Here is a 26430-nt window from a genome sequence, read left to right on the forward strand (position 1 = left end):
ATGACGGCAAATCCGACATCTGGCAGTGGTTCTAAGCCAGTGCCGTGGGGCAAAAAATACCGAACACCACTAATGAATACTGCTTTTTGGTTGTTCTGGATAGCGTTCCCACTTGCATACTTTGGCGGTGTCCAAAAAAACAGTTTTTTCATTACTTTATCATTGGTTCTGTTTTGTATTGCTTGTGTGATACCGTTGATTACTAAGAAATAGTGAAAGGGGATCCGTATTGCTCACGCACATACGGATCCCTGAATTTACAATTTTAGCAGGAGGGGTAACATGCGGCTATTACTGGTTGGTGGCGCGGGGGAAATCGGACGCTATCTAGCTGAGTATTACTTGCGTCTGGGGTATGAGGTGGTAATTTATGATCGTGCGGCCAACCCTCAGATGACGCGGGCAGGAATTACTTTAATTAAAGGTGAATTGGAAAATAAAGACCTTTTGCAGAATATTGTGCCTGGCTGTGATGTAGTAGTACATCTGGCGTGGAGTTTTGCTGATACTGCTGCGGTGCTTTTTCGCAGCGATCTTGGCGGACATATTAACCTCTTGGAAGTGGCCGCTACTGCCCGGGTTCGGCATTTCATTTACGCCAGTACGGCCGCTGTATATGGCAGTCCCCGTACTGAACCGGTAACTGAGGACCATCCCTGCTTGGTGCAGTTGGCGCGTAAACCGCTGTATGCTTTGGCGAAATTTACTGCCGAGCAGCTTTGTCATATTTATAGTGCCGAAAAAGGGTTGCCTGTTACCATTTTGCGCTTTTGGTGGGCTTTCGGTGAAACCATTGGCGGTAAGCATCTTCGCAATATCGTGCGGGCGGCGGCAAATAATGAACCGATCCAGCTTGTACCCGGTTCTGGTGGTTGTTTTGTCACGATGGAGGATTTGGCAGAAGCTATCATGCTGGCTGTGCGTAATGGCACCGCTAGCAGCGAGGTTTTCAATATTGGCAGTTTGTTTTTGTCGTGGTCGGAAATAGCGGCGATGATTATTGCTATTACCGGCTCTCGGTCGCCGCTAGTCGAAGTTGCCGGCAGTGAATGGTCGGGTCCGGCATTTTTGCAAGAAAGATGGGTGTTAAGTTGGGCTAAGGCAACGCATGCTCTGGGTTACCACCCCCGGCGTACCGAGGCTGCCATGCGGGATATGTTGCAGCAGGCGCTCGTTCGGTGTTGCCGTGAAGTGACGGGCACGTTTAATCCATAGTCTGTCGAGGAGGGGGGAGCAATGGCAATTATATCAGGGATTGTTTACTGCTGCCGCTATATTAAAAACGAATGGTTCTGTACAAGTGGTTTGCAGCTACCGTCATTGCATGAAGGCGTGACTATATTTTTAAGCGCCAGTATTGGTATCGGGACAATAACTTATCTGGCCATGGAATTTAGCGTACCGGTGTTGGTGGCATCTTTTGGCGCGTCGGCCTGTATTATTTTTTGTGTTCCTGCGGCGCCGTTCGCCCAACCCCGTAGCGTGATCGGCGGACACACCATTGCCGCTACGGTTGGGATTATTATGTATGTTGTATTGGGATCGACCTGGTATGCGGCAGCTTTCAGTGTCGGTGGGGCTATTGTCGCCATGCTTTATAGCCGGACGCTCCATCCGCCGGCGGCGGCTACTGCCCTTATTGCCGTGGTAACCGGACAAAGCGTTTGGTACCCGTTGTGTCCGGTCGCGTTGGGGTCAACGATCTTAGTGCTTGTGGGAAAGATGTTGAACAGGCTGATGCCGAAACTTATGGGGACAATAGTTTTTCCCCGCAAAGCTTGTGAATGATGAGGTGGCGACAAGCCAGCAGATTGAGCAATTGAGCATAGGTATTTTCAATCAGTGAGATACATATTGTGCTAGGGGGGCCGGAAAAGGCCGGCTGAGATATAGATCCGCTAAATCTATGACCCTGTAACCTGATCTGGGTAATGCCAGCGTAGGGAAAGCTCCGAAACTTGTGGTTTCGTGCAGCGCGTCCTTACGGGGGGCGCTTTTTTGGTTATTCAAATCGGCGATAACCATCTTGTCAACTGGATGCATAACAATTCTAACAGAAAGTAGGTATATTTTTATGAACGAAAGCAACACGTTGAAGTTTCGCCATTACTTGTTATTATGGTTCGGCGCTGCCGTTTCGGTGGCCGAAATTCTTGCCGGCGGGCTGCTGGTGCCGTTAGGCTTTACTACTGGCAGCACCGCTATCTTGCTGGGACATCTTATTGGGACCACGTTGTTAGTAATGGGAGGCATCATTGGCACGCGGGAACGTATTCCGGCGATTGAGTCTACTCGTATTTCCTTTGGCGCGTACGGATCGCTTCTTTTTGCCGGTTTGAATGTCTTACAGCTGATAGGCTGGACGGCTATTATGATTATTTCCGCCGCCAAGTCGGCCAACGAAATAACCAAAATGCTTTGGCAGTTTGATCAGCTCACTTTATGGTGTCTGGTCATTGGTGGCCTCATTTTTTTGTGGATTGTTCTCGGCCGGGAAGGTGGTTGGAAACTAATCAACATGGCAGCAGTATTGCTGTTATTTGGCCTGACAATTATGCTAAGTGCCATGGTCTTTAAGGATACAAATGTTTTTGCCAAGGCACCGGCGGGCGGGATGCTGTTTAGCGAAGGGGTAGAGCTAAGTGTTGTTATGCCGTTATCCTGGTTACCGCTTATTGCCGACTATACCCGCTTTGCGGACAATGCGAAAAAAGCTGCTTGGGGAAGTTGGCTCGGATATTTTTTTGGTAGCTGCTGGATGTATCTTATCGGCCTTGCTGCCGCGATCAGCACCGGTAAGGCCGATCCCGCCGACATAATGCTGGCCGCCAACCTGGGGCTTGCGGCCCTGGGAATTATTGTTTTGTCTACGGTTACTACTACTTTTATGGATGCTTATTCGGCCGGAGTGAGTTTTATCAACTTTCGACCCGGTCTTAACGAAAAACTGGTGGCGCTTGTGGTAACGGTTGTCGGCACTTTGTTGGCACTGGTAGCGGATATAGAACAATATGAAGCTTTCCTCCTGACGATCGGTTCGGTCTTTGCCCCGCTGTTCGCCATTGTGCTTACTGACTATTTCATTCTCAAAAACCGGGTGATTAATCCGCAATTACTGGTCAACTGGGGAGCATTAACCGTCTGGGCGGTAGGGGTAGCATTGTATTACTGGTTCCTTAAGCTTGACCTGGTATTGGGGGCGACTATCCCGGTAATGATTGTTACCGGTCTGCTCTATCGTGTGGCAAGTAGGTATATTGATAAATGGGTTTATTGCAAAAAAGCGCCTAATCCCTGTTGTGGATAAGTGGAAAATAGCAAGTTGGTTTACCAGGCAACCAACATAAAAGGAGTATGCCGATCAGCATCACGGTGCTGCCGACAGTGATGGCTGCTGTTAACGAACCGGTGGCACCCAGTAAATAGCCAGAAATGCTCACAAGGCCATTAACGTCATGATTTCCATTAATCGCTAGGGTGCGTGTCCGGCACGAAGCCATATGGCTCAAATGGTCTTGACTGGTTTTTGATACCATAGTAGAATAGACTTAGCCCCCCGGGGAGGGGGAGAAAGGGGTGTATCAATGACTTGGAAAATAAGCGATAAAGCGCTAAGTTTTATCAAAGAACAAGATGGCGTAGTTACTGTTAAAATGGAACAAAAAATGAGCTTTGGCTGAGGGGGTCCAAGGGTTACGACCTACCCGTCCGTGCGATTGGGGAAACCACAAGATCACGAAGCCGAAGAGTTTGTACGCGAAAATGTACGTGGCATTGAACTTTATATCCATAACTCCTTTGCTAGCATGGAAGGTTCGTGGGATCTGGAAATTGACTTAGAAGGGTTTTTGTTTGCCAAGAAGTTGGTGCTTAAAGGGCTGCCTCCCCAACGGAGTTGTTGCAGCTAATGAGGTGTTTAGAGCAGGGTGCTGTGCCTGCTCTTTTCTTTTTGCGTACTATGCTTTTGCCTACCCGGCGGTTATGTCACCAAAGGCGGAATTTTTAGGATGAATGCAGGAATATTCTGGCCAAGAGGCGTACTAATTTCATAGCAATTTTTTTAGGAGGCGATATAGTGGAATTAAAAGGCGTTTATCCGGCGATGGTAACGGCGCTCAACCCTGATGAAACAGTTGATAAGGAAGGTATGCGCAGAGTAGTCCGCTACTGTTTGGATGCTGGTGTTCACGGCGTGGTGGTTCTCGGTTCGACAGGTGAGTTTCCGGCCATGACGGAAACGATGCGGCAGGAAGCTATTGAAGTCACTCTTGACGAAGTGCGGGGACAGGTTCCTGTTTTGATTGGCTGCGGCGATACGAGCACGCAGAAGACTATCACCCAAGTTCGCGCCGCAGCACGGACAAAGGCGGATGCGGTATTGGTCGCGCTTCCTTACTATTATCCGTTGGATCAGGCAGGAGTGTACCGGCATTACAGCCTGGTGGCTGATGCTTCTGAATTGCCAGTAGTGGTTTATAATTTCCCGCAAATGACGAAAATCTCCATTGCTCCTGATACATTAGCCAAACTTGCCAGCCACCCCAATATTATTGGCGTCAAAGACAGCGCAGGCGACTTTGTTAATATGCAGCGTTATATCGAGGTCACAGCCGGTAGCGATTTTGCCGTTATGTCCGGTAATCCGGCGCTTGGTTTAGCCGCTTATATGCACGGTGCTAAGGGAGGTATTTATGCCGGTTGCAGTCTGGTGCCCAAGCTGTGTGCCGATGTTTATAAAGCCTTTGCCAGCGGTGATTTGGCGGAAGCGCTTCGCCTGCAAAAAATTGCGTCGCTTATTCCGCTCATGGGCGGGTTTGGCGCCAATGCCGCCGTTATTAAATTCGGGCTTAGCCGTCTAGGCATTTGTGGGCCTACGGTGTCGGCTCCGCTCGGCCTGGCAGGTGGTCCGGAAATTCACGACAAAATCCTGGCCTGGATGCGCAGATTGGGTCTTGAGGTATAACTTACGAAGAAGTAAGAAACCAGCGTCATATGACGTTGGTTTTAATTTTGATCACAGTTTAATACCAATGAATTGACCGGTTTGTACAGGGGCGTTTTGAATAACTTTGGGCGGTAAGATATTAAAATGCTTAAAAAATTTTTTTGCTCCGATATAAGCGCCTTTCGAAGCATAACGAATGGGGAATGAATTAAGTTGTTGCTCCGCCACCGGCATTATACCCAACGCATTCTTTTCCCGGTCATAGCCTAGCATGCAGAAATGACGGTCGGCCAACAGTTCTGCCGCTTTTTTATTAAAAACAATGCGCCCATTGGGGCGAACCTCGATTTGTGCCGCCATTTCTTTCGGCGCCCGCTCTTTTTTCGGTTGGTACAGAGTAAACGAAAATTCCATGCCTTTCACTCCTTGTTATCTTTTTCTACTAACAGTATGCACCAATTTCAAAATATATAAACATCTGTCAAAGTTTCACGGTTTTTCGGTATAATGGAGTAAAGAGAGCGAAAGAGGTGCGTTTTGTGAGTCAGATTTGGTTGTACTTATTAGTAATAATGGTTGGTGGCAGTGTAGCTAAATACTTATTTGCCAGTTGGGTTGCCTGGGTTATCATTGACTTGGTTGTCTTTGGCCTCTGCTATCTCGTTCTCAAGCGTTATCCTTATATTAATATGAAAAAGAGTCTACTCTTTTTGGGTGGCTTAACCTTAATCAATATTTTGGTGGACGTCGGTCTACTCGGTGGTATGGCTGCCAATTTGGTTCTGTTGCTGATTATTGGTTGGCTGCTATTTGGCAATAGCAGTAATCGCCCGCCCAATATTCGCCATAAATGGCACAAGTAGTGGAAGAGGTGGTGGTGTGAACTATAGACTTTTGGCGCGAACGGCTTTATTGCTGGCGCTGACAATTCTTTTTCAGTCGTTGCGCTTTTTCATTCCCATCCCCGCGGTGTTTTCTACTTTTATTATAGGAAGCCTTGTGAACGGTTGCTTACTGATAGCGGCCGAAACGGTTGGCTGGCGGTCAGCTTGTTTAATTGGTGTAATTGCCCCTGTTGTTGCCTATTTTCAGCAACTCTTGCCGCTGCCTGTTTTTATTGTCCCTGTTGCCGGCGGCAATTTCCTCCTGGTGATATGTTATAGCGCTGCCCTAAGGCTGTCGCGCTGGTTGGCCGTTGGCGGAGCAGCCATAACTAAGGCGGTATTTTTGTATTTAAGTTTTGTTTGGTTATTCACCTGGGTTTCCATTCCGCCAAAAATCGCCGCCGGTTTGCTCTTCGCCATGAGCTGGCCCCAGTTTATAACTGCGTTGGTGGGCGGGGTTCTTACTACCATCGTTGTACGGCGCTTTCGGTCGGTGAATTAGTTTGTGATGAAAATCATGGAAAATTGTGATATACATCACGGCGGGCAATAGCCGGGCGCTTTACAATAGAGACTGTAAAAGCAATATTGCGAAGGAGGAATTATAGCGTGGGTATGTTCTGTTATCAGTGTGAGCAAACGGCCGGCGGTGTTGGTTGCACCAAAGTAGGCGTTTGCGGAAAGAATGAGGATCTTGCCGGTCTCCAGGACACTCTCATCTTCGGACTTAAAGGTATTGCCGCTTATGCCCATCACGCCCGTGAACTCGGTGTGCGCGACGAACAAATTGATGCATTTATGCACGATGCACTATTCTTTACCCTTACTAATGTAAATTTCAATCTTGAACGACACATTGAAATGGTTCTAAAGTGCGGCGAAATGAACTTGCGGGTAATGGAACTCTTAGATAAAGCCCATGTTGCCCGTTACGGTTCGCCTGAACCAACCAAAGTATTTACTGGTCTGAAAAAAGGTCATGCCATCCTGATTACCGGTCATGATCTGCTTGATCTGGAAGAATTGCTCAAGCAAACCGAAGGAACTGGTATTAATGTATACACGCATGGCGAAATGCTGCCTGCCCATGCTTATCCTGAACTGAAAAAATATCCGCACCTGGTAGGCAATTACGGTACGGCATGGCAGAACCAGCGCAAAGAATTCGAAGAATTTCCGGGCGCAATTGTGGTAACGACCAACTGCGTCATGCCGCTCACCGACAAGAATACTTACGGCGACCGCATTTTCACCCGGACTATTACCGGACTGGAAGGTGCTACCCACCTGCCTACCCGTGACTTCTCCGCCGTTATCGCCAAAGCCAAGTCACTGCGGCCAGCCGAAGAAAAAGAAGGCGAGTACACACTGACTACCGGTTTCCATCACAATGCTGTACTTGGCCTGGCTGACAAGATTGTAGAAGCTGTAAAGGCTGGCAAAATCAGACGGTTCTTCCTTGTCGGCGGCTGTGATGGCGCAAAACCAGGCCGCAACTACTACACTGAACTTGTCCAAAAAATACCTAAAGACTGTGTCATTCTTACCGTGGCCTGCGGCAAGTACCGTTTCAACCATCTTGATCTGGGCGATATTGATGGCATTCCCCGTCTGCTTGACCTTGGTCAGTGTAATAATGCTTACTCGGGTATCCAAATCGCCCTGGCATTGGCGAAAGCTTTTAACTGCGGCGTAAACGACCTGCCGCTGTCGCTTATCCTGTCCTGGTATGAGCAAAAGGCAGTCGCCATCTTGCTGACTCTGCTCTACCTGGGTGTTAAGAACATCCGCATTGGCCCCAGTGCGCCTGCTTTCCTCACGCCGAATGTCCTCAAACTGCTCAACGAGAAATATGGTCTAAGCCTTATTACAACTCCTGATGAGGATCTAAAGGCTATTTTGGGCTAATAATGAAAAAATTCCCGGCAAAAAGCTTTTTGCCGGGAATTTTTTTCATGTCGACCGTATTCCTAGCAGGATACGGTAAGGACCAGGCGTGCCAGGAGGAATAAGAGCAACACGGTCGCCGGGGTTGATTACTGCGTCCAAAGGCTGAGCGCGGCCATTGATAAACAGGGCCTCTACCTGGTCTTTATTAATAGCCAATTGTTCCAGTAGTTCGTAGCCTGATAAGGGAGCGGAGAGGGGATAGTAATAGGGGAAAGGCCAGCCGCGCTCTTGAAACAGATTCATTAGCCGGGCAAAACCCCGCAATTCAATCGTGGTTTCCATAACGCTCGCCTCCCTGTTATTTTTCATACCGGCATGCCAAGCCGGCTGGATTAAAACAAGCGTTGCAGGATATGCATTTTGCTTTTGCCTGGCCGGCGCAAAGCCGGTGGATGAGATCAGGTTCTTTGATGAAAGGTCGGCTGAGAGCAACCATGTCGGCGTAGCCGTTTTGCAGCAAGCCTTCCATCGTAGCTGTTGAACGCAAACCGCCTACTAAAATCACCGGAATACGGACAGCTTCTTTTATTGCTCGGGCATCGGCGGCGAAGTATGCCTCATCCTCTTCGCTACGGATATTCGGGCGCGACATGACGCCTTTGGCCTCACGGATCCCGCCGCTGACCTCGATTGCCGCCGCTCCGAGCCGCTCGAGCAAGCGGGCCGTGTAGACAACGTCTTCGCGCGTTAAGTAGCCTGGGCCGGAAAGACCGTCGGTACAATTAAGTTTGGCAAGTATGGGGAAATCGCTGCCTACTGCTGCGCGGCAGCGAGCCATGATTTCTCGGATAATACGGGTGCGGTTTTCGATTGAACCACCCCATTCGTCTTGACGCCGATTGGTATAAGGTGACAAAAATTGCGAAAGGCAGTAACCATGAGCGATATGGAGCTGCACGCCGTCACAGCCGGCTTTTTTTGCCCGTTCGGCCGCAGCGACGAATGCGTTAATCAACGCCCAGATTTCGTCACCGGTTATTTCTCGGGGGGTAATGCCAGTACTCCCGTCAGTGACAGCAGATGGCGCTACCGGTGTTTCACCTTCCGTTAAATCGGGTGAAGTTTGCCGACCGGCGTGAGAGATTTGCACAATCAGTTTGGCGCCATGGCGGTGCGCCGCTTGAGCCAGCAAACGATAGCCGTCAATAAACCGGTCGTCATAGATACCGTTTTGGCGAATGCTTGCCCGGCCAAGCGGATGTTGTACATAGGCATGGGCGGTGATAATCATGCCGACGTCGCCGCGGGCTAGGTTTTCATAAAGTTCTACTTGGGCTTCAGAAATTCGTCCGTCTTCATGACCCAGCCAGTCCTGAGTGGCCGAGCGGACAAAGCGGTTTTTTACCGTCAGGCTTCCGATAGTAAAGGGAGTAAACAAAATGCTCATAATGACCTCCTTGATATCTTTATTTTTGTGAGTGAAAAAAAGACTTGCCGGCATGTAGCCGAGAGAGGAAGTAAGGAGCAAGAAAACGAAATTAGTGAGAAAAGAAAGAGGGGTGTGACATGAGTACGATCACCAGTGCCCGTGAACGGGCCGGACAGAATTTCAAGGAAGGGTATAACTGTGCTGAAGCGATTTTGCGGGCCTTCCGGGACATGCTGGATCTCGAGCTCAGTGATGCAGCCATCCGTATTGCATCCGGATCCTCACCCCTTTGACACCCGGGAGCACTTGCGTAACTGCCTGAAGATTACGGGCGTAACGGCAAGCTTATTAGAAGAATTCTTGCGGGAAAAAGAACTTATGCCGGGCGTAACAAACTAAAAAATTCTTGTCAAAAGGTGACCGTTGCGGCGCAGCCAGCTTTGTTCCGTCTGGTAGTCGGGGAGGTGCTTGGTAACGATTTGCCAAAATCGCTCGGAATGATTTGGGACTAAAAGGTGACAAAGTTCATGGACTACCAAATAATCAATAACCTTGGGCGGGGCCATAATCATGCGCCAATTGTACGATATCGTTCCCCGTGATGAACAACTTCCCCAGCGGGTTTTCTGATCACGGAGGGTAATGCGCGTAGGCTGGACGCCGATCCGTTTTGCCCAATGAGCAGTACGCTCGGTAAGTATGATTCGTGCTCGCTCAAGATACCATTGCTTTAAAATTTCCTGACAACTAGCCGCCTGTTCGGAGCATCCGTGAATGATAATGCGGTCGTGTTCCAAGGTTACTTTTGCAGGGGTGCCATCAGACAATGAATAAATTGGATAACTTTGGCCCAGATAGAGAATTGGTACTCCTGCTTCTACCGTACGATTGACCGGACATTCGGCGATATTCGCGAGCCGGGCCGATTGCTGCACGATCCACCTGGCCTTGGTACACAGTATTTTTTCCAGATAAGCTTGCGAACAGCAGGTCGGAGCGGTTATTTCAACAACATACGGAGAAACCATCTTTAACTGCACCGTTTTACGGCGTTTGCTATATGTTACCGTGTAAGTTATCGTTTGTCCGGTAAGAGTAATCTGCGGCATGCTTTCACCTTTTTTGAGGGAATATATATTGGAATTAGTCATTTTATGCATTGTTTCCTTCCAAACTAACCGGCTCAATTTTATCACTAATCTCTTGACAATAGGGCGTAACCGTGCTATTATACATAATGTCCATTGCACAACTGAATTCATGCCGGAGTGGCGGAACGGCAGACGCAGCTGACTCAAAATCAGCCGGGGATTTCCCCGTGGGGGTTCAAGTCCCTTCTCCGGCACCACTTATTCATAAAACTCCGAGGCTTGTACCTTGGAGTTTTTTTATTTGGGCCATGCGCAGCCACGAGGACAAGGCAGTGACGGTAAGGTATAATGATGATATAAAAACGTAAACCGGGGAGGACGATGATGCAACGCATTTCTTGGTTATCTGTATTATTGGCGATATTTGTTCTTCTAGATATGGGAAGTTATTCCAGCGCTGCGGCGGCAGCAGCCAAAGTAAGGCTTGGGGTGGAAAACATTGAGCACTACATGTATTTGTTTCAAGGAAAAAGGGTAGGGCTGATAACCAACCATACGGGTATTGATAGCAACTTTCGGAGTACGGTGGATATCCTAAACGAAAAAACCAATTTGGTCGCACTCTTTGCCCCTGAGCACGGCATTCGCGGCAACGTTCCGGCTGGAGCTGCCGTTGGTTTCTATACGGACGAGCGAACGGGGGTAACGGTGTATAGCCTTTATGGCGCCACCAAGAAACCAACACCGGAAATGCTGGCGAATGTGGACGTTCTGGTCTTTGACATTCAGGACGTAGGCGCCCGGTTCTATACATATATTTACACCATGGCCTATGCCATGCAGGCTTGCAGCGAGTTGGGCAAGACTTTCGTGGTTTTGGATCGCCCTAATCCGGTAGGAGGAGTGCAAGTGGAGGGAAAGGTGTTGGAACCTGAATTTCAGTCTTTTATCGGCTTATATCCCATACCGATACGCCACGGTATGACGGTAGGGGAATTGGCGCAGCTGTTTAACAGTGAGTTTGGCATCAATTGCGATTTGCATGTCGTTAAGATGACGGGATGGCGGCGCGACATGCTTTATGATGAAACCGGCCTTCCCTGGGTTATGACTTCTCCGAACATGCCAACGGTCGACACTGCCCTTGTCTACAGTGGTATTGGCATATTTGGCGGAACGAATATCTCGGAAGGGGTAGGAACCACCCGGCCTTTCGAGTTGGTAGGCGCACCTTGGTTGGATGCCCAAGAGCTGGCCGACCGAATGAACGCCCAGCACTTGCCGGGGGTTATTTTCCGGCCGGCTTATTTCACCCCCGCTTTTTCCAAGTATAAGGGACAAGTATGCGGCGGCGTACAAATCCATGTCGTGGACCGGAAAGCCTACAAGGCCGTCCGAACCGGGCTTGCGCTTTTATATACTATTATAGAGCTAAGCGGCGATAAATTTAGCTTTAACGCCCCGTACCGCGAAGGCAGCAAGCCTAATATTGATTTGGCCACTGGGGACGACTCGTTGCGCTTGGGACGCTACACGCTCGATGAAATAATAGCCGCTTGGGATGCGGAAGCAGAGCAGTTTCGCCAATTGGCTAAACCATATTTGCTTTATGAATAAGCAAAAATGGTTTTTAATATTGTTAGGGAAAAAGGGGCGTCCCTGGCTTAGCGTATGATTTTTTCGATCCCGTAGTATTAGGCTACCAGTGAAATGACAGTTACAGGAATGGCAGCATAGAGCAGTGATGCTCATGCCGCGCAGGCTACAGCCAGCCAGTTCGGCGGTGAACGCAGCAGCCGAAACTCACGCATTCCCACTTTTCCAATCGTATAGTTGCCAGCCCCAATTAACATCCAGAGAGTGTTTCGATTAAACGTTTATTGTTCGGGAAATTGACAAGGTATAAGCAGCCGTTTCCAGGGAATAATTCTAGGAAAAAGAAGGAATGGAGGGTTTTTTGTGACAACTAAAATGACGCGTATACCCGTCAAGCGCATCCTGTTTGACAGTCGCACTCCTGACGGCAACAATACGTTTGAGTTCACCATCGACTGCGGCGCTGTTTATTTTGGCGCAGTATACGACGGTGACGGCAGCTTGCTGACTATTGACCAATACTTTTATACGGACAACTTTTCGCGTGACGATTTAAATGCGGTGGTGGCTGAAGATCAATTGTTAGCAGTGGACGACAGCGATTTTCCTACCAAAACTTATCTGTTAACAAAGGGTATTGCCGGCAATGAATGGCTGCGCTTTCATGCCGTTGTCCCCCGCGAAATTGATCCTGACTATTTTTACCAAAAATATGTGGGCGAGTAGCTTCGACCGGTGCACACCGGCTTTTATTTTGGGAAAAGCGCAATATTTAGCAATAATATGGAATTTTTTGATAAATATGGAAATTGATACAATATTTTAAAAAGTATTAAAGGGAGAACCCAGTAGTAAGCGTAGTTTTTTGTCGAAAAAGAGAGAACCCATAGATTAAGCAAAATACGAATTTAGTATTTGAATGGTATGCAATTTCGACAGCATACCATTTTTTTGCAAGTAAAATGTCGTATTTTTACGAAAACTATTTGGTTTATCATGGCAGGAAATACATTTATTTACAAGAATTCTAATCATCACCTTAATAGCATTGGATATTTTAAAGGGGATGACGACTTGTGTATTCTGCTGAAGCTCCTCAAAATAAAATCGTATACTTAAATAAAGAGGATGAATATAGTGACTACTTTGAAAACGTGAAAACAGGAATTTTATTTTTGGACGACCAACTGCGAATAAAAAACCTCAATCGCGAGGCGGAGAAACTCTGTGGCGTTGATCGCACGGCGGTATTGGGAAAGCGGTCTGACCATGTTTTCCGCCATTATGGTGAAAAGTTTCTGCGCATTTTTTCTTTGTCTGAGTATGATGATCTTTATACCACTAGCCTGAAATTGAAGATTAAGGATCAAATAACTTATCTCCACATTGATGCTTTAAAATTGCGGGATTCGGCTGGCGGCATAAGCGGGATGATTGTTATCATGCAAGATGTCTCGGCGGTTCGCGCGGCTATCAAGCAAATTCAAACAACGCAGATGCTCATGTCCTTAGGCGAACTAGCTGCCGGGGTGGCTCACCATGTTCGAACGCCTCTAACAACTATCAGCGGCTATCTCCAGGTTATGCTGAACCGCCTAGATAATGATCAGTATACCGTTCGGCGCGAAATCCTTGAAATGCTGCTTGACGAAGTTAGCTATATAAATAAAGTTGTCAAAGAGTTGGTTTTATTTGCCAAACCGCAAATCCAAAAACAGCCGTGGGTTAATCTCAATCGGCTGTTGGAAGAGGCGCTGCGTCTGACTTTTAAGCAGCTCGGCGGCGAAAATATCGTTATCGATAAGCAACTGGCGGAAAACTTGCCGCAGATTTGTGCCGATGGCAATATGCTTAAGCAAGCTTTTATCAACATTATGCAAAACGCAATTGAAGCGATGCCGGAAGAAGGAGTATTAAGTTTGAAGTCGTGGCTCCACGCTGATCTTAATATGCTTGTCGTGGCCATTGCCGACACCGGCCCGGGAATTCCGCCGGAAATTCTGTCACGGGTTTTTGAACCATTTTATACTACCAAACTGGACCGGATGGGACTGGGGCTGCCGATAGCCCATCGCATTATCGCCGAACATGGCGGGTTTATCAATATCAATTCTGAAAATCAAGGCACCCGCGTTCATGTATACCTGCCTATAACTGATGACCGTGTACGTCATCTAACGGTAGTGCATCAGCAAATTTTAAACTTACAATAACTGTCAGGGGACCGGAAATTTTTCGGCCCTTTTTTTGCGTTGTCTCTTTGTCATAGGCCAAAGGTCTCTCTCATATATGATACTGTTATAAAACAGTAAAGAAGGGATGCCTGGTGGCTGTTGGCAGAGGGGCAGCGATCGCTGTCCTATTGCTGTTTCTTGCAATCTTGCCAGCCTATGCCCAGATCGACCCTGATATCGCATCACCCAATATTGTAATTAACCTGCCTAGTCGTACTCTCGAATTTTATTCCGGGAGTACACTTGTCAAGGTATACCCAGTAGCGATCGGCAAACCTTCCACGCCTACTCCAACGGGGAATTTTAGTATTATTAGCAAGGAGGTGAATCCCTGGTGGTTCCCGCCGCGCGGCGGGGCGGCAGTTCCTCCCGGTCCTGACAATCCTCTAGGCTATCGCTGGATGGGTTTTTTGCCCATGTACGGCATTCATGGTACTAATACGCCCTGGGCAATAGGTACGGCCGTTTCTAATGGGTGTGTGCGAATGCATGAGGCGGATGTGGAGGAACTGTATGAGGTAGTGCCGTACGGTACACCGGTAAAGGTCACCTATGACCGTGTCAAGGTCAGAGTGGATGCTCACGGTAACGCGTCGGTCGGAATTTATCCCGATATCTATGGTTATAGTGACGTCACGCTGAGCGAGATAAAGCGCAAGCTTGCTGCGTATGGCTTGGCCGGTCTGGTAAGCGATGACTTTTTACTAAGGCTCATCCGCGAGGAACCAGATCGGCAGGTGGTAATTGCCCAATTCCATCAAATCCGCGTGAACGGCAAAACACTTGTTGAGCGGGCTGTTTATCAAGAGAACACGCTGTTCGTACCCGTCTGGGCCATTGCCGGTGCACTTAAGCGCAATATTCAATGGGATGAACAGACTCAGACCGTCCGCGCTGGCAATTTCAGCGCCCCTGGCATTGTCAAGGGCGACATCCTGTATATTACGTTCGACAACGTCCAGGTTTTGTTTGGTGGTCAGCAGCGTTGGCAACAAGAAGAAAGGCGCCTGGATATTAATGGGCACACCGCTGCATTAAATGGAAAAACTTTTACTAGTGATGTGCGGGTGCTTGACGGCATCCTCGCCATTCCGCTACTTGCTCTGGCTGAGACAATCGGCCAGAAAGTGGTGTGGGATGCGGCGAAAAAAGCGGCGACCATAAACGGCAAATCGCTGCCGCTTGGTCTTATTGCCGGTCAACCTTATATTCAAATAACGAAAATCTACGATTATTTTCAAGCCTATGTATATTGGAACGAGTCGGCCCGCAGCATTGAACTGACTTACCCCTTTAACGTCAAGGGTGGGAACGATTAATGTTTCCGCCCTGTTTTGTTGTTCGTTTGGCCGGGGAGGATTGACTTTTCGTTTCGGTACATAACCTAGAGCATGATTTTCAAAACTAAAAAGGGATTTCCCGATAGACGGCCAAATATATATAGATTATGTTTTTGGTACAAGCTTATTAATTGTTAATGGGTGATAGGCATATGCCACAGAAAATGGTAATTATCGACGGGAGCAGCTTGATGCACCGGGCCTTTTATGCTTTGCCGCCGCTGACCACGGCGGCGGGGCTATATACCAATGCTGTATATGGGTTTACAACTATGCTTGTAAAGCTGCTTAGCGACAACAAACCTGATCTTATTGCGGTTGCTTTCGATAAAGGGAGAGAGACATTCCGCAGTCAGGTTTATGCCGAGTATAAGTCTCACCGTCAGGCCACGCCGGGGGAATTGTCGGAGCAGTTCGCCCTGGTTCACGAGGTGCTGGCGGCATTCGGTATTCCCGTACTGGAAAAACCGGGTTATGAAGCCGATGATATTATCGGCACATTGGCTGCTCAAGCCAGTAGGCAAGACTATGATGTTTTTATCGTGACCGGCGACCGGGATGCATTGCAACTGATTGGTCCTCGCACTAAAGTTATGCTTACCCGCAAGGGCATATCGGAAACCGAGCTGGTCGATATCAATGTATTACAGGAAAAATACGGGCTATTGCCCGAACAAATTACCGACCTTAAAGGCCTAATGGGCGATGCGTCGGACAATATTCCCGGCGTTCCGGGAATTGGCGAGAAGACTGCGGGCAAGCTTCTGCGCGAATTCGGCTCCGTAGAGAACTTACTGGCTAATATTGATAAGGTTTCGGGCAAAAAACTGCAAGAAAGCCTACGGGCTAACGCGGAACTGGCTTTGTTGTCAAAAAAGCTGGCCACCATTGTCTGCGACGTACCGCTCGATTGTTCCCTGGAAGCGCTCAAAGCAGCGCCTGACGTAGACCGCGTACGGGAAGTTTTTCAAAGACTGGAGTTTAAAAGTTTGCTGGCTAAACTGCCTGAACTCTTTGACAGCAAGGCCTTACCGCAGAACGAAACGACCCTGGAACTGTCTCCTGCTAAGGCGGTTACCTCATTCACCGAACTTAGGGAGATCGTGGCCCGGGTAAAACGGTTAGGCAGCATGGTATTTTTTCCCCTGACCAGCGGAAAAATCCCTGCAGTTACGTTAATCGGCTTAGCTATATGGGCAGGCGATGAGGCAGTTTACATCCCGCATAATGTTAACGGTTGGGAACTGGTGTGGGACCTGTTGGCTGACGAAACTATCCCCAAAGTTACCTATAATGCCAAAGACGTTTGTAATGCCTGTAAGGCTAAGGGAACGGAGCTGCGAGGGCTATGTTTTGATATCCAGCTCGCGGCTTATCTTTTGGAGCCAACAGCGGCAAAATACCCGCTGACGGAGCTTGCTTGCCAACATTTAGGTCTCGCTGTCGGCGACATGGATAAAGAGCACCTGGGCACGCCTGATTATGCCGGTTGGGCGGCTGAAGTAGTGCAGCGTTTATACCCGGTGCTCAAGGAAAAGCTTGTGGCGGCCGGGTTGGCTGAACTGTATGAAGAAATCGAGCTTCCGCTTGTTCCGGTGCTGTCCGAAATGGAAATTGCCGGTATCCGGGTCGACTTGACGCAGCTCGATGCCTTGGCGCAGGAAATTACGGATAGAATCGAGACTCTGTTGACAGAGATATATCAGTTAGCGGGGCAGGAGTTTAATGTTAACTCTACCCGTCAGTTAGGTCATATTTTGTTTGAGGTTCTCAAATTACCAGTAATAAAAAAGACAAAGACCGGCTATTCCACCGATGCCGAAGTTTTGGAAAAACTGGCGGGACAGCATCCGCTCATTGATTGTTTGCTTGAATACCGGCTGCTGACCAAACTGAAATCCACCTATTTAGACGGTCTGCGCGACCTTATCCGGGCCGATACGGGGCGGATTCATACCCATTTTAACCAGACAGTGACGGCTACCGGACGGCTTAGTAGTTCGGAACCAAACTTGCAGAACATCCCCATCCGCACCGAAATCGGACGCCGTATCCGAGAATTATTTGTGCCCGGGCCGGGTTATGACTGGATAATGTCGGCCGACTACTCGCAAATCGAGCTCAGGGTTTTGGCCCATATGTCGGGAGACGATAATCTGATAGACGCATTTCGGCACAATCAGGACATACATACCCATACAGCGGCCGAGGTGTTCGGCGTGCCGATGGCGGAGGTCACAGCCCAGATGCGGGCGCGGGCCAAGGCTGTTAACTTCGGTATTGTCTACGGCATCAGCGATTTTGGCCTGTCACGCGACATTGGCGTCAGCCGGAAAGAAGCGGGTCAGTATATCGACAGTTATTTTGCCAAGTACCGGGGTGTTAAAAATTATATTGACAATGTTATTAATCTGGCCAGACAGCAAGGTTATGTAACTACCTTGTTTGGGCGGCGACGTTTTTTGCCTGACATTAATAGCGGCAATTTCAACCAGCGGGCCTTTGCTGAGCGAACGGCCATGAATACGCCCATCCAGGGAACTGCTGCTGATATTATTAAAAAAGCCATGATCACGGTTTACCGGCAGCTAAGGGACAGGCGCCTGAAAAGCCGCCTGCTGCTTCAGGTTCATGACGAACTGGTACTGGAAGTAGCTGAAGCGGAACGGGTGCTGGTGGCTCAGCTTGTCAAACAAGCTATGGAGGACGCCGTCACTTTGGCGGTGCCGCTGGTTGCTGACGTTAAGACCGGCGCAAATTGGGCTCAGGCTAAATGAACGGAGTGATAAGCAAAATGCCGGAAATGCCGGAAGTAGAGACCATCCGCCGTACGCTCGCTGACAAGGTCGTAGGCCGACGTATCGAAGCGGTAAAAATTGATTTGCCCCGTCTGGTTAAATGGCCTTCGGTTTCTGAATTTAAGGAAGCAGTAACAGGCAGAAAAATCGAGCGCCTTGACCGACGCGGCAAATATCTGCTGTTTCGCCTTGAACACGACCTGGTCATGGTGGTACACTTGCGCATGACTGGCCGGCTGTATTATGTACCGGCCGGTTATCAGCACGATAAATTTACGCATATTGTTTTCGATCTCGATAATAATGATGCTCTGATTTATGCCGACTCGCGCACGCTAGGCACCCTTTATGCCATACACCTTGCTGACCTGGGACGAATTGCCGGGTTAGCCACTATGGGCCCTGAGCCGCTTTCACCGGAATTCACTTTCGATTATTTCCGGATGATGTTGAAAAAGCGGCAGTCGTCGATTAAGGCTGTCCTGCTTAATCAGCAGCTTATCGGTGGTTTGGGCAACATCTATGTAGACGAAAGTTTAGCTGTGGCTGGCATTGCGCCGACGCGCCCCGCCGCCAGTCTTAGCGAGGACGAAACGCAGAAACTTTATCGCGCTATAAATCAGGTCATCGAAGAAGGTATTGCCCATGGAGGGACAAGTTTTCGCGATTACCGCGACGGAGTCGGACAAACCGGCAGTCACCAGCATTATCTGCGGGTATATGGCCGTAAGGGACAGCCCTGCCAGCGGTGCGGCATGCCAATTGTCCGCACGGAAGTAGCCGGCCGGGGTACTCACTTTTGTCCAATATGTCAACGATAGACGAGGTAGGTCTAATGTATGTGATTGGGTTGACAGGTGGTATTGGCAGTGGTAAAAGTACCGTTAGCGCTATGCTGCAAGAGTTGGGAGCCGTTATTATCGATGCCGATGAAATTGCCAGGGAGGTTGTAGCGACCGGGAAGCCAGCCTGGCGGGAAATAAAAGACGAGTTTGGTCTCGGCGTCTTGAATGGTAACGGTAGTATTAACCGCAAAGCTCTTGGGGAGATTGTTTTTAGCGATGCCAAGCAGCGGGCCAAGCTGGAAGCAATTACCCATCCTCGCATCCAAGCGGCGGTTGAAACCGCTCTTAAAGCAGCTCGCAAAGCGGGAGTAAGGGTAGTGGTGCTGGACGTACCGCTGCTAATAGAGAAAGGTTGGGACCATCTTGCCGACGCCGTTTGGGTAGTCTATGTAGATGAGCGGACGCAGCTTGAACGGCTTATGGCGCGGGACAGACTGACCGAAGATGAAGCTAGGGCGAGGATAAGCGCGCAAATGTCTCTGCGGGAAAAAGCAGAGCGTGCCCACGTCGTAATTGATAACAGCGGTAGCATCGATGCCACGCGCCGGCAGGTGCTAATCGCCTGGCAGAAAATCCCCGCTGAACAATAGCGAATGTTTGCATTAGTCAATACATACTTTGTAGCGAGTAATATGACGGAGTGATTAATTTTGCGCGTTTTGTCCTGGCTGAAGGCATTGGTTGTAGGGCTTTTTGTATTGGCCGCCGGGAGTTATGCCGTTTATAACAGTGAATGGTTTCAAAAAAAATACCTGTATCCATTTCCGTATCAGAATTTAGTTTATCAATACTCCCTGGAGCATAATCTTGACCCTTTTTTGGTAGCTGGCCTTATTCGCACGGAAAGCAAGTTTGTCCCTCAGGCCGTCTCCCCGAAAGGGGCGCTGGGATTGATGCAAATAATGCCGGAAACTGGTCAATGGCTGGCGGGACAAATTGGGAGGCGGGATTTTCAGGTACAGGATTTGACAGACCCGGAGACTAATATTGCTTTTGGAACTTGGTACCTTGCGTCACTAAAGCGCGAATTTCAGGATAACGAAGTTCTGGCTCTTGCCGCCTATAACGGCGGAAGGGGCAATGTGCGCCAGTGGATGCGCCAGTATGGCTGGGATATGTCTTTCCAAGACATCAGGCAAATTCCTTTCCGTGAGACGCGCGAATATGTCACAAAGGTGCTGCGTAATAAAAGGCGTTATCAGGAGTTGTATGGAAAATAGGAGGTGCTGTCTTGCGTTTAGGCAAGATATGGCTCGCCGCCGCTCTGTCGCTAATATTAGTGCTTGCCGTCGGTTGCGGCGGAACAAAACTTAATTCCGAGGGACAGGAGACACGAGAGCTGCAGCAAGGCGGTCAGCTTGTTTATGGCAGTTTGCAAGAGCCAAACACGCTTAATCCGCTGCTATCTGACCTTTTGGCGACAGCCGAAGTAGGCAGTCTTATTTTCAGCGGTTTAATTACCGTTAATGACAAAGGGGAATGGGTACCTGATCTAGCGGTTGAAGTGCCTACCGTCCAAAACGGTGGCGTCAGTCCTGACGGCTTAACCGTAATATACAAACTCCGGCAGGGGGTTACCTGGCACGATGGTCAGCCGTTTACCGCCGCTGACATCAAGTTTACCTGGCAATATATCTTGAACCGTAAAGTAAACGTTATTTCCCGCGATGGTTACGACCGGATCAAGGCGATAGAGACTCCCGACCCTTATACCGCCGTCATTCGTTTTGAGCAGCCTTATGCGCCCTATCTCACCCTATTTCGCACTATCCTGCCCAAACATATTCTGGAAGGTGTCGAAGATTATAACAAGGCTGGCTTTAATCGCCGGCCAATAGGAACAGGACCCTTCAAATTCAAGGAATGGCGACTAGCCGAAGCGATTATCTTGGAGGCCAACCCCGCTTACTATCGCGGGAAACCCCATTTGGATAGCATCATGTATAAAGTAATCCCCGATCCTAATATTTTATTGACCCAGTTGAAAGCCGGCGAAATCGATATTGCGAGCAGTATCGGCTTTACCCAACTTGAGCAGGTAAAAGCGATTGACGGAGTTCAGACATTGGTTACGCCGAACATGATTTGGGAACATCTGGACTTTAATTTAGACAATCCATTGTTCCAGGATGTCCGCGTACGTCAGGCTATTGCTCTGGCTATCGACCGGCAGAGTATCGTCAACACGGTGCTAAAGAATGTAGCTATTCCCGCGGTAGCTGACCAGTCGCCGTTTTCTTGGGCTTATAATCCCGCGCTCAAACCACCGGCAAGGGATGTGAATAGGGCGCGTGAACTCCTGGTCCAGGCCGGTTGGAAACAGGGGCCGGACGGAGTGTTTGCCAAGGACGGGCAACGGTTGGCTTTCTCGATCGTTACAACCGGGGACAATAAAATCCGGGAAACGGTCGGGCAGGCGATTATTCAACAACTAAAAGAGGTAGGCATACAAGGGGAGCTGCGCTTGGTCGATGTTCCGCTCTTCTTTGGCGATGTGCTGAAAAACCGCCGGTTTGAGACGGCGATGTACGCATGGGTAGCCGGGCTGGACCCCGATAACCAAAGTTTATGGCATTCTAAAAAAATACCCAGCCGGGCCAACGGCTATGAGGGACAGAATTATCCTGGCTGGCGCAATCCGGAAGTGGATGCTCTGACCGAACAGGGGGCGCGTACGCTTGACCTGGGGAGCCGTAAGCAAATTTATTTTCGCCTTCAAGATCTCATTGTCCAGGAGGTTCCTGTCATTCCCCTCTATTTCCGGGCTAACATTGATGCGGTCAAGACCCGGGTGGTCAATTACCGGCCTAATCCGACTCCTGCCGGCAACCTATGGAATGCGTGGGAATGGGCATTGTTGGCTAAATAATTTTTAGGAAAAATGCTTGACGATAGCGAAAATGTTATGGTAATATAATTGTGTCGCTGAAAGCGACGGCTAACCCAAAAGATGCGGTCGTGGCGGAACTGGCAGACGCGCTAGACTCAGGATCTAGTGGGGGCAACTCCATGGAGGTTCAAGTCCTCTCGACCGCACCACACTTTTATACCTCCCCTAATATGCGGTTGTGGCGGAACTGGCAGACGCACCATCTTGAGGGGGTGGCGCCCAAAAGGCGTGTGAGTTCAAATCTCACCAACCGCACCAATTATTAAAACCTACGAACATTTTGTTCGTAGGTTTTTTGCATTTTTGCGCCTTTGTGGGTAAATCGATCATGTTAACTTCGATGTAATTTTATTCCGGTTGCGCAGGAAAATACGCAGGGATTTCGAATTTTATTTTGTTAACTTTAAAAAAAATTGCGAAAGGGGTGGGAGGGGAGATTAGTTTACCAGTCAACGGGATTTTTTGAAAAAAGGGAGGTGCATTTATGGTTTGGGTTGGAGGCTTAATTGTTCTGTTAACTTTTTATGCGATCATCAAAAGGTATGAGACGCGGTTAGTCCTGTTTATTTCCGGTCTATTAATGGCGCTTTTGTCCGGCAAACCCCTCGCCGCCATTGATGCCTTCAGTGCGGCAATGATCAACAGTGGACTTGTCCCGGTTATCGCCACGGTTATGGGTTTTGCCTTTGTGATGAAGCTGACAAAATGCGATATGCATTTAGTACATCTTCTGGCTGGTTTCTTAACCAAGTTTCGCCCCATTCTAATTCCGGGTACGGTATTGGTTACCTTTGGTATCAACATTGCTTTGCCGAGTGCGGCAGGCTGCGCGGCAGCAGTCGGCGCTATTTTGATCCCTGCCTTAATAAGCGCCGGTATTCATCCGGCTATTGCCGCCAGTGCCGTGTTGGCTGGTACTTGGGGCAGCGTTTTTAGTCCGGGTTCGGCACACAATCCTTTTATTGCGAAGTTGGCGAATGTAGACGTAATGACCGTCATTGCCGGTCATACTAAGGCCGCTATTGTTGGCGCCGTTGTCGCCGCTATCGCTTTGACGGCGGTAGCCTTCTTTCGCAAAGAAGATCGCGGGTATCAGGGCGCCGCTAACCTGCTAGATGATAAGCAAGAATTTAAGGTTAATTATCTTAAAGCGCTTGTTCCCCTTGTTCCGCTTGCGCTTTTGGTACTGGGCAGCAAACAGGTACACCTCATCCCCGAAGTTACAGTGCCGCAGGCCATGATTTTTGGCGTTATACTAGGCTTTGTCGCCACTTTCACTAATCCCCAGGAAATTTCGAAGCAGTTTTTTGCCGGTATGGGCGAAGCCTATGCAAATGTTATTGGCATTATTGTTGCCGCCGCCGTCTTTACCAAGGGAATGGAACTCATCGGTCTTACCGGTGCGCTCATCGCTGCTATGAAGCAGTCGGCACATATCGCCAAGGTTGCCGCTACCTTTGGACCGTTCATCATTGCTGTACTGTCCGGCTCTGGCGATGCGGCTACACTAGCCTTCAACGGAGCCATTACGCCTTACGCGCAACAATTTGGCTTTGGCATTACGCAAATGGGCTCCCAAGCTTTCCTTAGCGGTGCCCTTGGCCGTTCAATGTCGCCTGTGGCCGGTGCTGCTATCGTGTGCGCTCAACTGGCCGGGGTTAATACCATTGAACTGACTAAGCGCAATGCCTTAGGTATGATTTTGGCCGCTTTAGTCACGATGTTATTACTTCTGTAATCTTACATTTACTACATTGGAAATGGGGGAGTGGGCATGGACGCAAGGATTGTGGAATTGGCTAAAATGTTAGAGGCGAAAACAATTGCCAGGCGCCGCGATTTTCACCGCTATGCCGAGACGGCCTGGACTGAATTTCGCACCGCATCGGTAGTCGCCGACGTCTTGACCGAATTGGGTTATGAGGTACTAGTTGGCGAAGATGTTGTTGCGGCCGAGGCGATGATGGGCGTGCCACCGGCGGAGGAACTGGAACGCCATCGGGAACGGGCCCTTGCGCAGGGGGCTAATCCGGTTTGGGTAGAAAAAATGCGTGGCGGCAAAACGGGTGTAGTGGGCGTGATGGATTTTGGCAAACCGGGGCCGACCGTCGCCTTGCGGTTTGATATTGATGCCAATGATGCCGTTGAAGCGGAAGATGAAAGCCATCGTCCGTATCGTGAAAATTTCGCGTCTATCAACAAGGGAGCCATGCACGCCTGTGCTCATGACGGTCATACTGCCGTTGGTTTGACCGTTGCTGAAATCCTGGCAGCTTTGCGCGAGGATTTGGCCGGGCGGGTGAAGCTTATTTTCCAGCCGGCGGAAGAAGGAGTACGTGGCGCAAAGGCGATGGTTGTCAAAGGCGTTGTAGATGACGTGGATTATTTGCTAGGCATGCATTTCGGTGTCACCCTGCGCAAAACAGGACAGGTAGCTTGCCAGACGGAAGGCTTTTTGGCTACAACCAAATTGGATGCTATTTTCACCGGGGTTCCGGCCCATGCCGGCGCGGCGCCGGAAATGGGCCGGAATGCGTTGCTCGCTGCCGCCACCGCTTTGCTTAATTTGCATGCAATCTCGCGGCACAGTCAAGGCGCGTCGCGCATCAATGTCGGCGTCATGCAGGGTGGCACGGGACGAAATGTCATTCCCGCAAATGCTGTTATCAAGCTGGAAACGCGGGGTACTACCAGTGCCATTAACGAGTATATGTATAGTGAGGCGGTGCGTATTATTGAAGCTGCTGCCCAAATGCATGGTTGTCAAGTTCAAATGCAAGAGATGGGCGGCGCTGCGGGGTGCGGGAATGATGCCGAGTTAGTGGCTCGCATTCGGCAAACCGTCGAACGGATGGGCTTATTTAAAGAAGTCGTGGCAGCCGGCAATATTGGCGGCAGCGAAGACTGCACCTATTTTATGGAGCGGGTGCAGCAGCGCGGTGGCAAGGCTGCCTACGTAATGGTTGGCACCGAACTGGCGGCTGGGCATCATGATTTCCGGTTTGATTTTAATGAAGAAGCCCTGGTCCTGGCGTCGGCCTTTATCAGCGGTGTTGCTGCCGACTTGCTTACCGGCAAATAGTACTTTCGAGATACTCACCAATTGAAGCATAAAAATACATAGACTATTTTAAAATAATTGTGCCTTCTTGTGCTGTTTGGATGCGCAAGAAGGCTTTTTTCTGCCGTATTGACACTTGGGCTTAAGTTTGTTAGTATATATATAAAGGAATAATGAATAATTATTCAAAAACACGATTGGTTTTATACGGCTGTAATAAACTGCTTTAGTCCTCCTGCTGTTGAAGCGGAGAATTCCTTGTCTTTATGACAGGGAGTTTTTATGTTAAAAAGGAGAGGATGGTCGGGCAAAGACTAGTAGTTTGCAGGCGGTATACCATGCCTGCCGGGAGGTAGAACAATGGAAGGGAAACTTGTTCTTGCTGACGGGTCAGTTTTTTCGGGAACAATGCTAGGGCCGCTCCATACTGTCGGTGAAGTGGTCTTTAATACAGGTATGACAGGCTATCAGGAAGTGTTGACAGATCCGTCGTATTGTGGACAAATCGTGACTATGACTTATCCGTTAATCGGAAATTACGGGGTGGCCGCTTCCTTTAACCAGTCACGGCAACCCTATGTCCGTGGTTTTGTCATCGGCGAACTATGTAGTACGCCTAGTAACTGGCGAGCAGAGAACTCGTTGGCAGAGTTTTTAAAGCGGCATCGTATTCCTTGTTTATATGGCGTCGATACCCGGGCGCTTACCCGACGGATTCGGGCCAGCGGCGTGATGATGGGGGTACTGGCGCCTGCTCGCATGGGGCACGAAGAGGCTCTCGCTCTGCTGAGCAATGCGGACGTTGTTCATTTGGTTGAAAAAGTTACCACGCCAATCGTCTACCGGCTGCCCCGGACAGGCCCGCGGGTAGTGGTAATGGACTTTGGTGTAAAGCGAAATATTTTAGAGTCCCTCGCCAGGCTTGGCTGTGATTTGACCGTCGTGCCGGCAGCAACAACAGCCGAGACGATATTGGCCATGGAGCCGGATGGTGTATTTTTATCCAATGGTCCCGGCGACCCCAAAGAGGTGTCCTATGCCATCGAAACAGTAAAAAAACTTGTGGGAAGAAAGCCCATTTTTGGTATTTGTCTCGGCCACCAAATTTTGGCGCTGGCTTTAGGTGGGGATACTTATAAATTAAAATTCGGACACCGCGGGGCCAACCATCCGGTTAAAGATCTTGCTACAGGGCGTGTTTTTATTACGTCGCAGAATCATGGGTATGCAGTGGCAGAAACATCGCTTCACGGTACTGACCTGGTTGTTACACACCGGGCTGTCAATGATGGGACGGTTGAAGGGCTGAGACACCGTACATTGCCCGTCTTTTCAGTACAATACCATCCTGAAGCAGCGCCGGGACCACATGACAATATGTATTTATTCCAGCAGTTTTATCAGTTGATGACTAAGGAGGTGTAGCG

Annotated in this window: 25 protein-coding genes, 3 tRNA genes and 1 riboswitch; of the genes, 24 read left to right on the plus strand and 4 right to left on the minus strand. The window is 49.2% G+C overall.

The features are described from left to right. From TCARDRAFT_RS05200 to TCARDRAFT_RS05225, 5 genes are all read left to right on the plus strand, one after another. Window positions 1–213, plus strand: a complete 213-nt coding sequence (locus TCARDRAFT_RS05200; protein ID WP_040683081.1) for a hypothetical protein — start codon at window positions 1–3, stop codon at window positions 211–213. 69 nt (window positions 214–282) lie between these two features. After that, entirely contained in the window at window positions 283–1215 is a 933-nt protein-coding gene (locus TCARDRAFT_RS05205) for an NAD-dependent epimerase/dehydratase family protein (protein ID WP_007288964.1), read from the plus strand. Between the two features lie 21 nt (window positions 1216–1236). Then, complete coding sequence (locus tag TCARDRAFT_RS05210; protein WP_007288965.1) at window positions 1237–1788, plus strand: HPP family protein; 552 nt, start codon at window positions 1237–1239, stop codon at window positions 1786–1788. A gap of 63 nt (window positions 1789–1851) precedes the next feature. After that, a riboswitch (TPP riboswitch) is annotated at window positions 1852–1964 on the plus strand. Between the two features lie 110 nt (window positions 1965–2074). Continuing rightward, window positions 2075–3307: a putative hydroxymethylpyrimidine transporter CytX gene (gene cytX, locus TCARDRAFT_RS05215; RefSeq protein ID WP_007288966.1), complete on the plus strand. Its 1233-nt coding sequence runs from the start codon at window positions 2075–2077 to the stop codon at window positions 3305–3307. Window positions 3308–4075: 768 nt separating this feature from the next. Next, the gene (locus TCARDRAFT_RS05225; protein WP_007288968.1) at window positions 4076–4963 is read left to right on the plus strand and encodes a dihydrodipicolinate synthase family protein; all 888 of its coding nucleotides are present in this window, start codon (window positions 4076–4078) and stop codon (window positions 4961–4963) included. 51 nt (window positions 4964–5014) lie between these two features. Here TCARDRAFT_RS05225 and TCARDRAFT_RS05230 read toward each other — a convergent pair whose 3' ends face one another. Beyond that, window positions 5015–5359, minus strand: a complete 345-nt coding sequence (locus TCARDRAFT_RS05230) for a hypothetical protein (protein WP_007288969.1) — start codon at window positions 5357–5359, stop codon at window positions 5015–5017. Window positions 5360–5484: 125 nt separating this feature from the next. Between TCARDRAFT_RS05230 and TCARDRAFT_RS05235 the strand changes: the two genes are divergently transcribed. From TCARDRAFT_RS05235 to hcp, 3 genes are all read left to right on the plus strand, one after another. Continuing rightward, on the plus strand, window positions 5485–5808 hold the full coding sequence (locus tag TCARDRAFT_RS05235; RefSeq protein ID WP_040683083.1) for a hypothetical protein: 324 nt from the start codon (window positions 5485–5487) through the stop codon (window positions 5806–5808). A gap of 16 nt (window positions 5809–5824) precedes the next feature. Next, window positions 5825–6331 carry an ECF transporter S component gene (locus tag TCARDRAFT_RS05240; protein ID WP_007289065.1) on the plus strand — a complete coding sequence of 169 codons (507 nt, stop codon included), beginning with the start codon at window positions 5825–5827 and terminating at the stop codon, window positions 6329–6331. A 107-nt stretch (window positions 6332–6438) separates the two neighbouring features. Further along, on the plus strand, window positions 6439–7737 hold the full coding sequence (gene hcp, locus TCARDRAFT_RS05245) for a hydroxylamine reductase (RefSeq protein ID WP_007288970.1): 1299 nt from the start codon (window positions 6439–6441) through the stop codon (window positions 7735–7737). Between the two features lie 45 nt (window positions 7738–7782). Here hcp and TCARDRAFT_RS05250 read toward each other — a convergent pair whose 3' ends face one another. Both TCARDRAFT_RS05250 and TCARDRAFT_RS05255 read right to left on the minus strand, forming a co-directional pair. Further along, window positions 7783–8061: a MoaD/ThiS family protein gene (locus TCARDRAFT_RS05250; protein ID WP_007288971.1), complete on the minus strand. Its 279-nt coding sequence runs from the start codon at window positions 8059–8061 to the stop codon at window positions 7783–7785. Window positions 8062–8077: 16 nt separating this feature from the next. Next, window positions 8078–9166: an oxidoreductase gene (locus TCARDRAFT_RS05255; RefSeq protein ID WP_007288972.1), complete on the minus strand. Its 1089-nt coding sequence runs from the start codon at window positions 9164–9166 to the stop codon at window positions 8078–8080. Window positions 9167–9285: 119 nt separating this feature from the next. Here TCARDRAFT_RS05255 and TCARDRAFT_RS15740 point away from each other — a divergent pair, with 119 nt between their 5' ends. Beyond that, window positions 9286–9441: a hypothetical protein gene (locus TCARDRAFT_RS15740; RefSeq protein ID WP_198003894.1), complete on the plus strand. Its 156-nt coding sequence runs from the start codon at window positions 9286–9288 to the stop codon at window positions 9439–9441. 102 nt (window positions 9442–9543) lie between these two features. Here the strand turns inward: TCARDRAFT_RS15740 and TCARDRAFT_RS05260 are convergent, their stop codons facing one another. Next, window positions 9544–10257 (minus strand): M48 family metallopeptidase, encoded by a 714-nt coding sequence (locus TCARDRAFT_RS05260; RefSeq protein WP_007288973.1) that lies wholly within the window; start codon window positions 10255–10257, stop codon window positions 9544–9546. A 153-nt stretch (window positions 10258–10410) separates the two neighbouring features. Between TCARDRAFT_RS05260 and TCARDRAFT_RS05265 the strand changes: the two genes are divergently transcribed. From TCARDRAFT_RS05265 to carA, 15 genes are all read left to right on the plus strand, one after another. Beyond that, window positions 10411–10496 (plus strand) — tRNA-Leu (locus tag TCARDRAFT_RS05265). A 124-nt stretch (window positions 10497–10620) separates the two neighbouring features. Next, a complete protein-coding gene (locus TCARDRAFT_RS05270; RefSeq protein ID WP_156784642.1) occupies window positions 10621–11856 on the plus strand; it encodes an exo-beta-N-acetylmuramidase NamZ family protein in 1236 nt (411 codons plus the stop codon). 342 nt (window positions 11857–12198) lie between these two features. Next, entirely contained in the window at window positions 12199–12561 is a 363-nt protein-coding gene (locus TCARDRAFT_RS05275) for a hypothetical protein (RefSeq protein WP_007288975.1), read from the plus strand. Between the two features lie 350 nt (window positions 12562–12911). Then, complete coding sequence (locus TCARDRAFT_RS05280) at window positions 12912–14048, plus strand: two-component system sensor histidine kinase NtrB (protein ID WP_007288976.1); 1137 nt, start codon at window positions 12912–12914, stop codon at window positions 14046–14048. Between the two features lie 113 nt (window positions 14049–14161). Continuing rightward, window positions 14162–15388 carry a L,D-transpeptidase family protein gene (locus tag TCARDRAFT_RS05285; RefSeq protein ID WP_007288977.1) on the plus strand — a complete coding sequence of 409 codons (1227 nt, stop codon included), beginning with the start codon at window positions 14162–14164 and terminating at the stop codon, window positions 15386–15388. A 173-nt stretch (window positions 15389–15561) separates the two neighbouring features. Beyond that, window positions 15562–18186, plus strand: coding sequence for a DNA polymerase I (gene polA / locus TCARDRAFT_RS05290; RefSeq protein WP_007288978.1), 2625 nt, complete (start codon window positions 15562–15564; stop codon window positions 18184–18186). After that, window positions 18183–19028 (plus strand): bifunctional DNA-formamidopyrimidine glycosylase/DNA-(apurinic or apyrimidinic site) lyase, encoded by an 846-nt coding sequence (mutM, locus tag TCARDRAFT_RS05295; protein WP_232199099.1) that lies wholly within the window; start codon window positions 18183–18185, stop codon window positions 19026–19028. Before polA ends, mutM begins: the two co-directional genes overlap by 4 nt. Window positions 19029–19042: 14 nt before the next feature. Beyond that, on the plus strand, window positions 19043–19642 hold the full coding sequence (gene coaE / locus TCARDRAFT_RS05300; RefSeq protein WP_007288980.1) for a dephospho-CoA kinase: 600 nt from the start codon (window positions 19043–19045) through the stop codon (window positions 19640–19642). A gap of 60 nt (window positions 19643–19702) precedes the next feature. Beyond that, the gene (locus TCARDRAFT_RS05305; RefSeq protein ID WP_007288981.1) at window positions 19703–20272 is read left to right on the plus strand and encodes a lytic transglycosylase domain-containing protein; all 570 of its coding nucleotides are present in this window, start codon (window positions 19703–19705) and stop codon (window positions 20270–20272) included. A gap of 11 nt (window positions 20273–20283) precedes the next feature. Further along, complete coding sequence (locus tag TCARDRAFT_RS05310) at window positions 20284–21921, plus strand: peptide ABC transporter substrate-binding protein (protein WP_007288982.1); 1638 nt, start codon at window positions 20284–20286, stop codon at window positions 21919–21921. Window positions 21922–22004: 83 nt separating this feature from the next. Beyond that, window positions 22005–22091: transfer RNA gene (locus TCARDRAFT_RS05315), tRNA-Leu, on the plus strand. Window positions 22092–22114: 23 nt separating this feature from the next. Continuing rightward, window positions 22115–22200: transfer RNA gene (locus TCARDRAFT_RS05320), tRNA-Leu, on the plus strand. Between the two features lie 226 nt (window positions 22201–22426). Further along, window positions 22427–23680, plus strand: coding sequence for a C4-dicarboxylate transporter DcuC (gene dcuC, locus TCARDRAFT_RS05325; RefSeq protein WP_007288983.1), 1254 nt, complete (start codon window positions 22427–22429; stop codon window positions 23678–23680). 36 nt (window positions 23681–23716) lie between these two features. Further along, window positions 23717–25024, plus strand: coding sequence for an amidohydrolase (locus TCARDRAFT_RS05330; RefSeq protein ID WP_007288984.1), 1308 nt, complete (start codon window positions 23717–23719; stop codon window positions 25022–25024). A gap of 339 nt (window positions 25025–25363) precedes the next feature. Next, entirely contained in the window at window positions 25364–26428 is a 1065-nt protein-coding gene (gene carA, locus TCARDRAFT_RS05335; RefSeq protein WP_007288985.1) for a glutamine-hydrolyzing carbamoyl-phosphate synthase small subunit, read from the plus strand. Window positions 26429–26430: the final 2 nt, after the last annotated feature.

This window comes from Thermosinus carboxydivorans Nor1, from assembly GCF_000169155.1.
Taxonomy (GTDB): domain Bacteria; phylum Bacillota; class Negativicutes; order Sporomusales; family Thermosinaceae; genus Thermosinus; species Thermosinus carboxydivorans.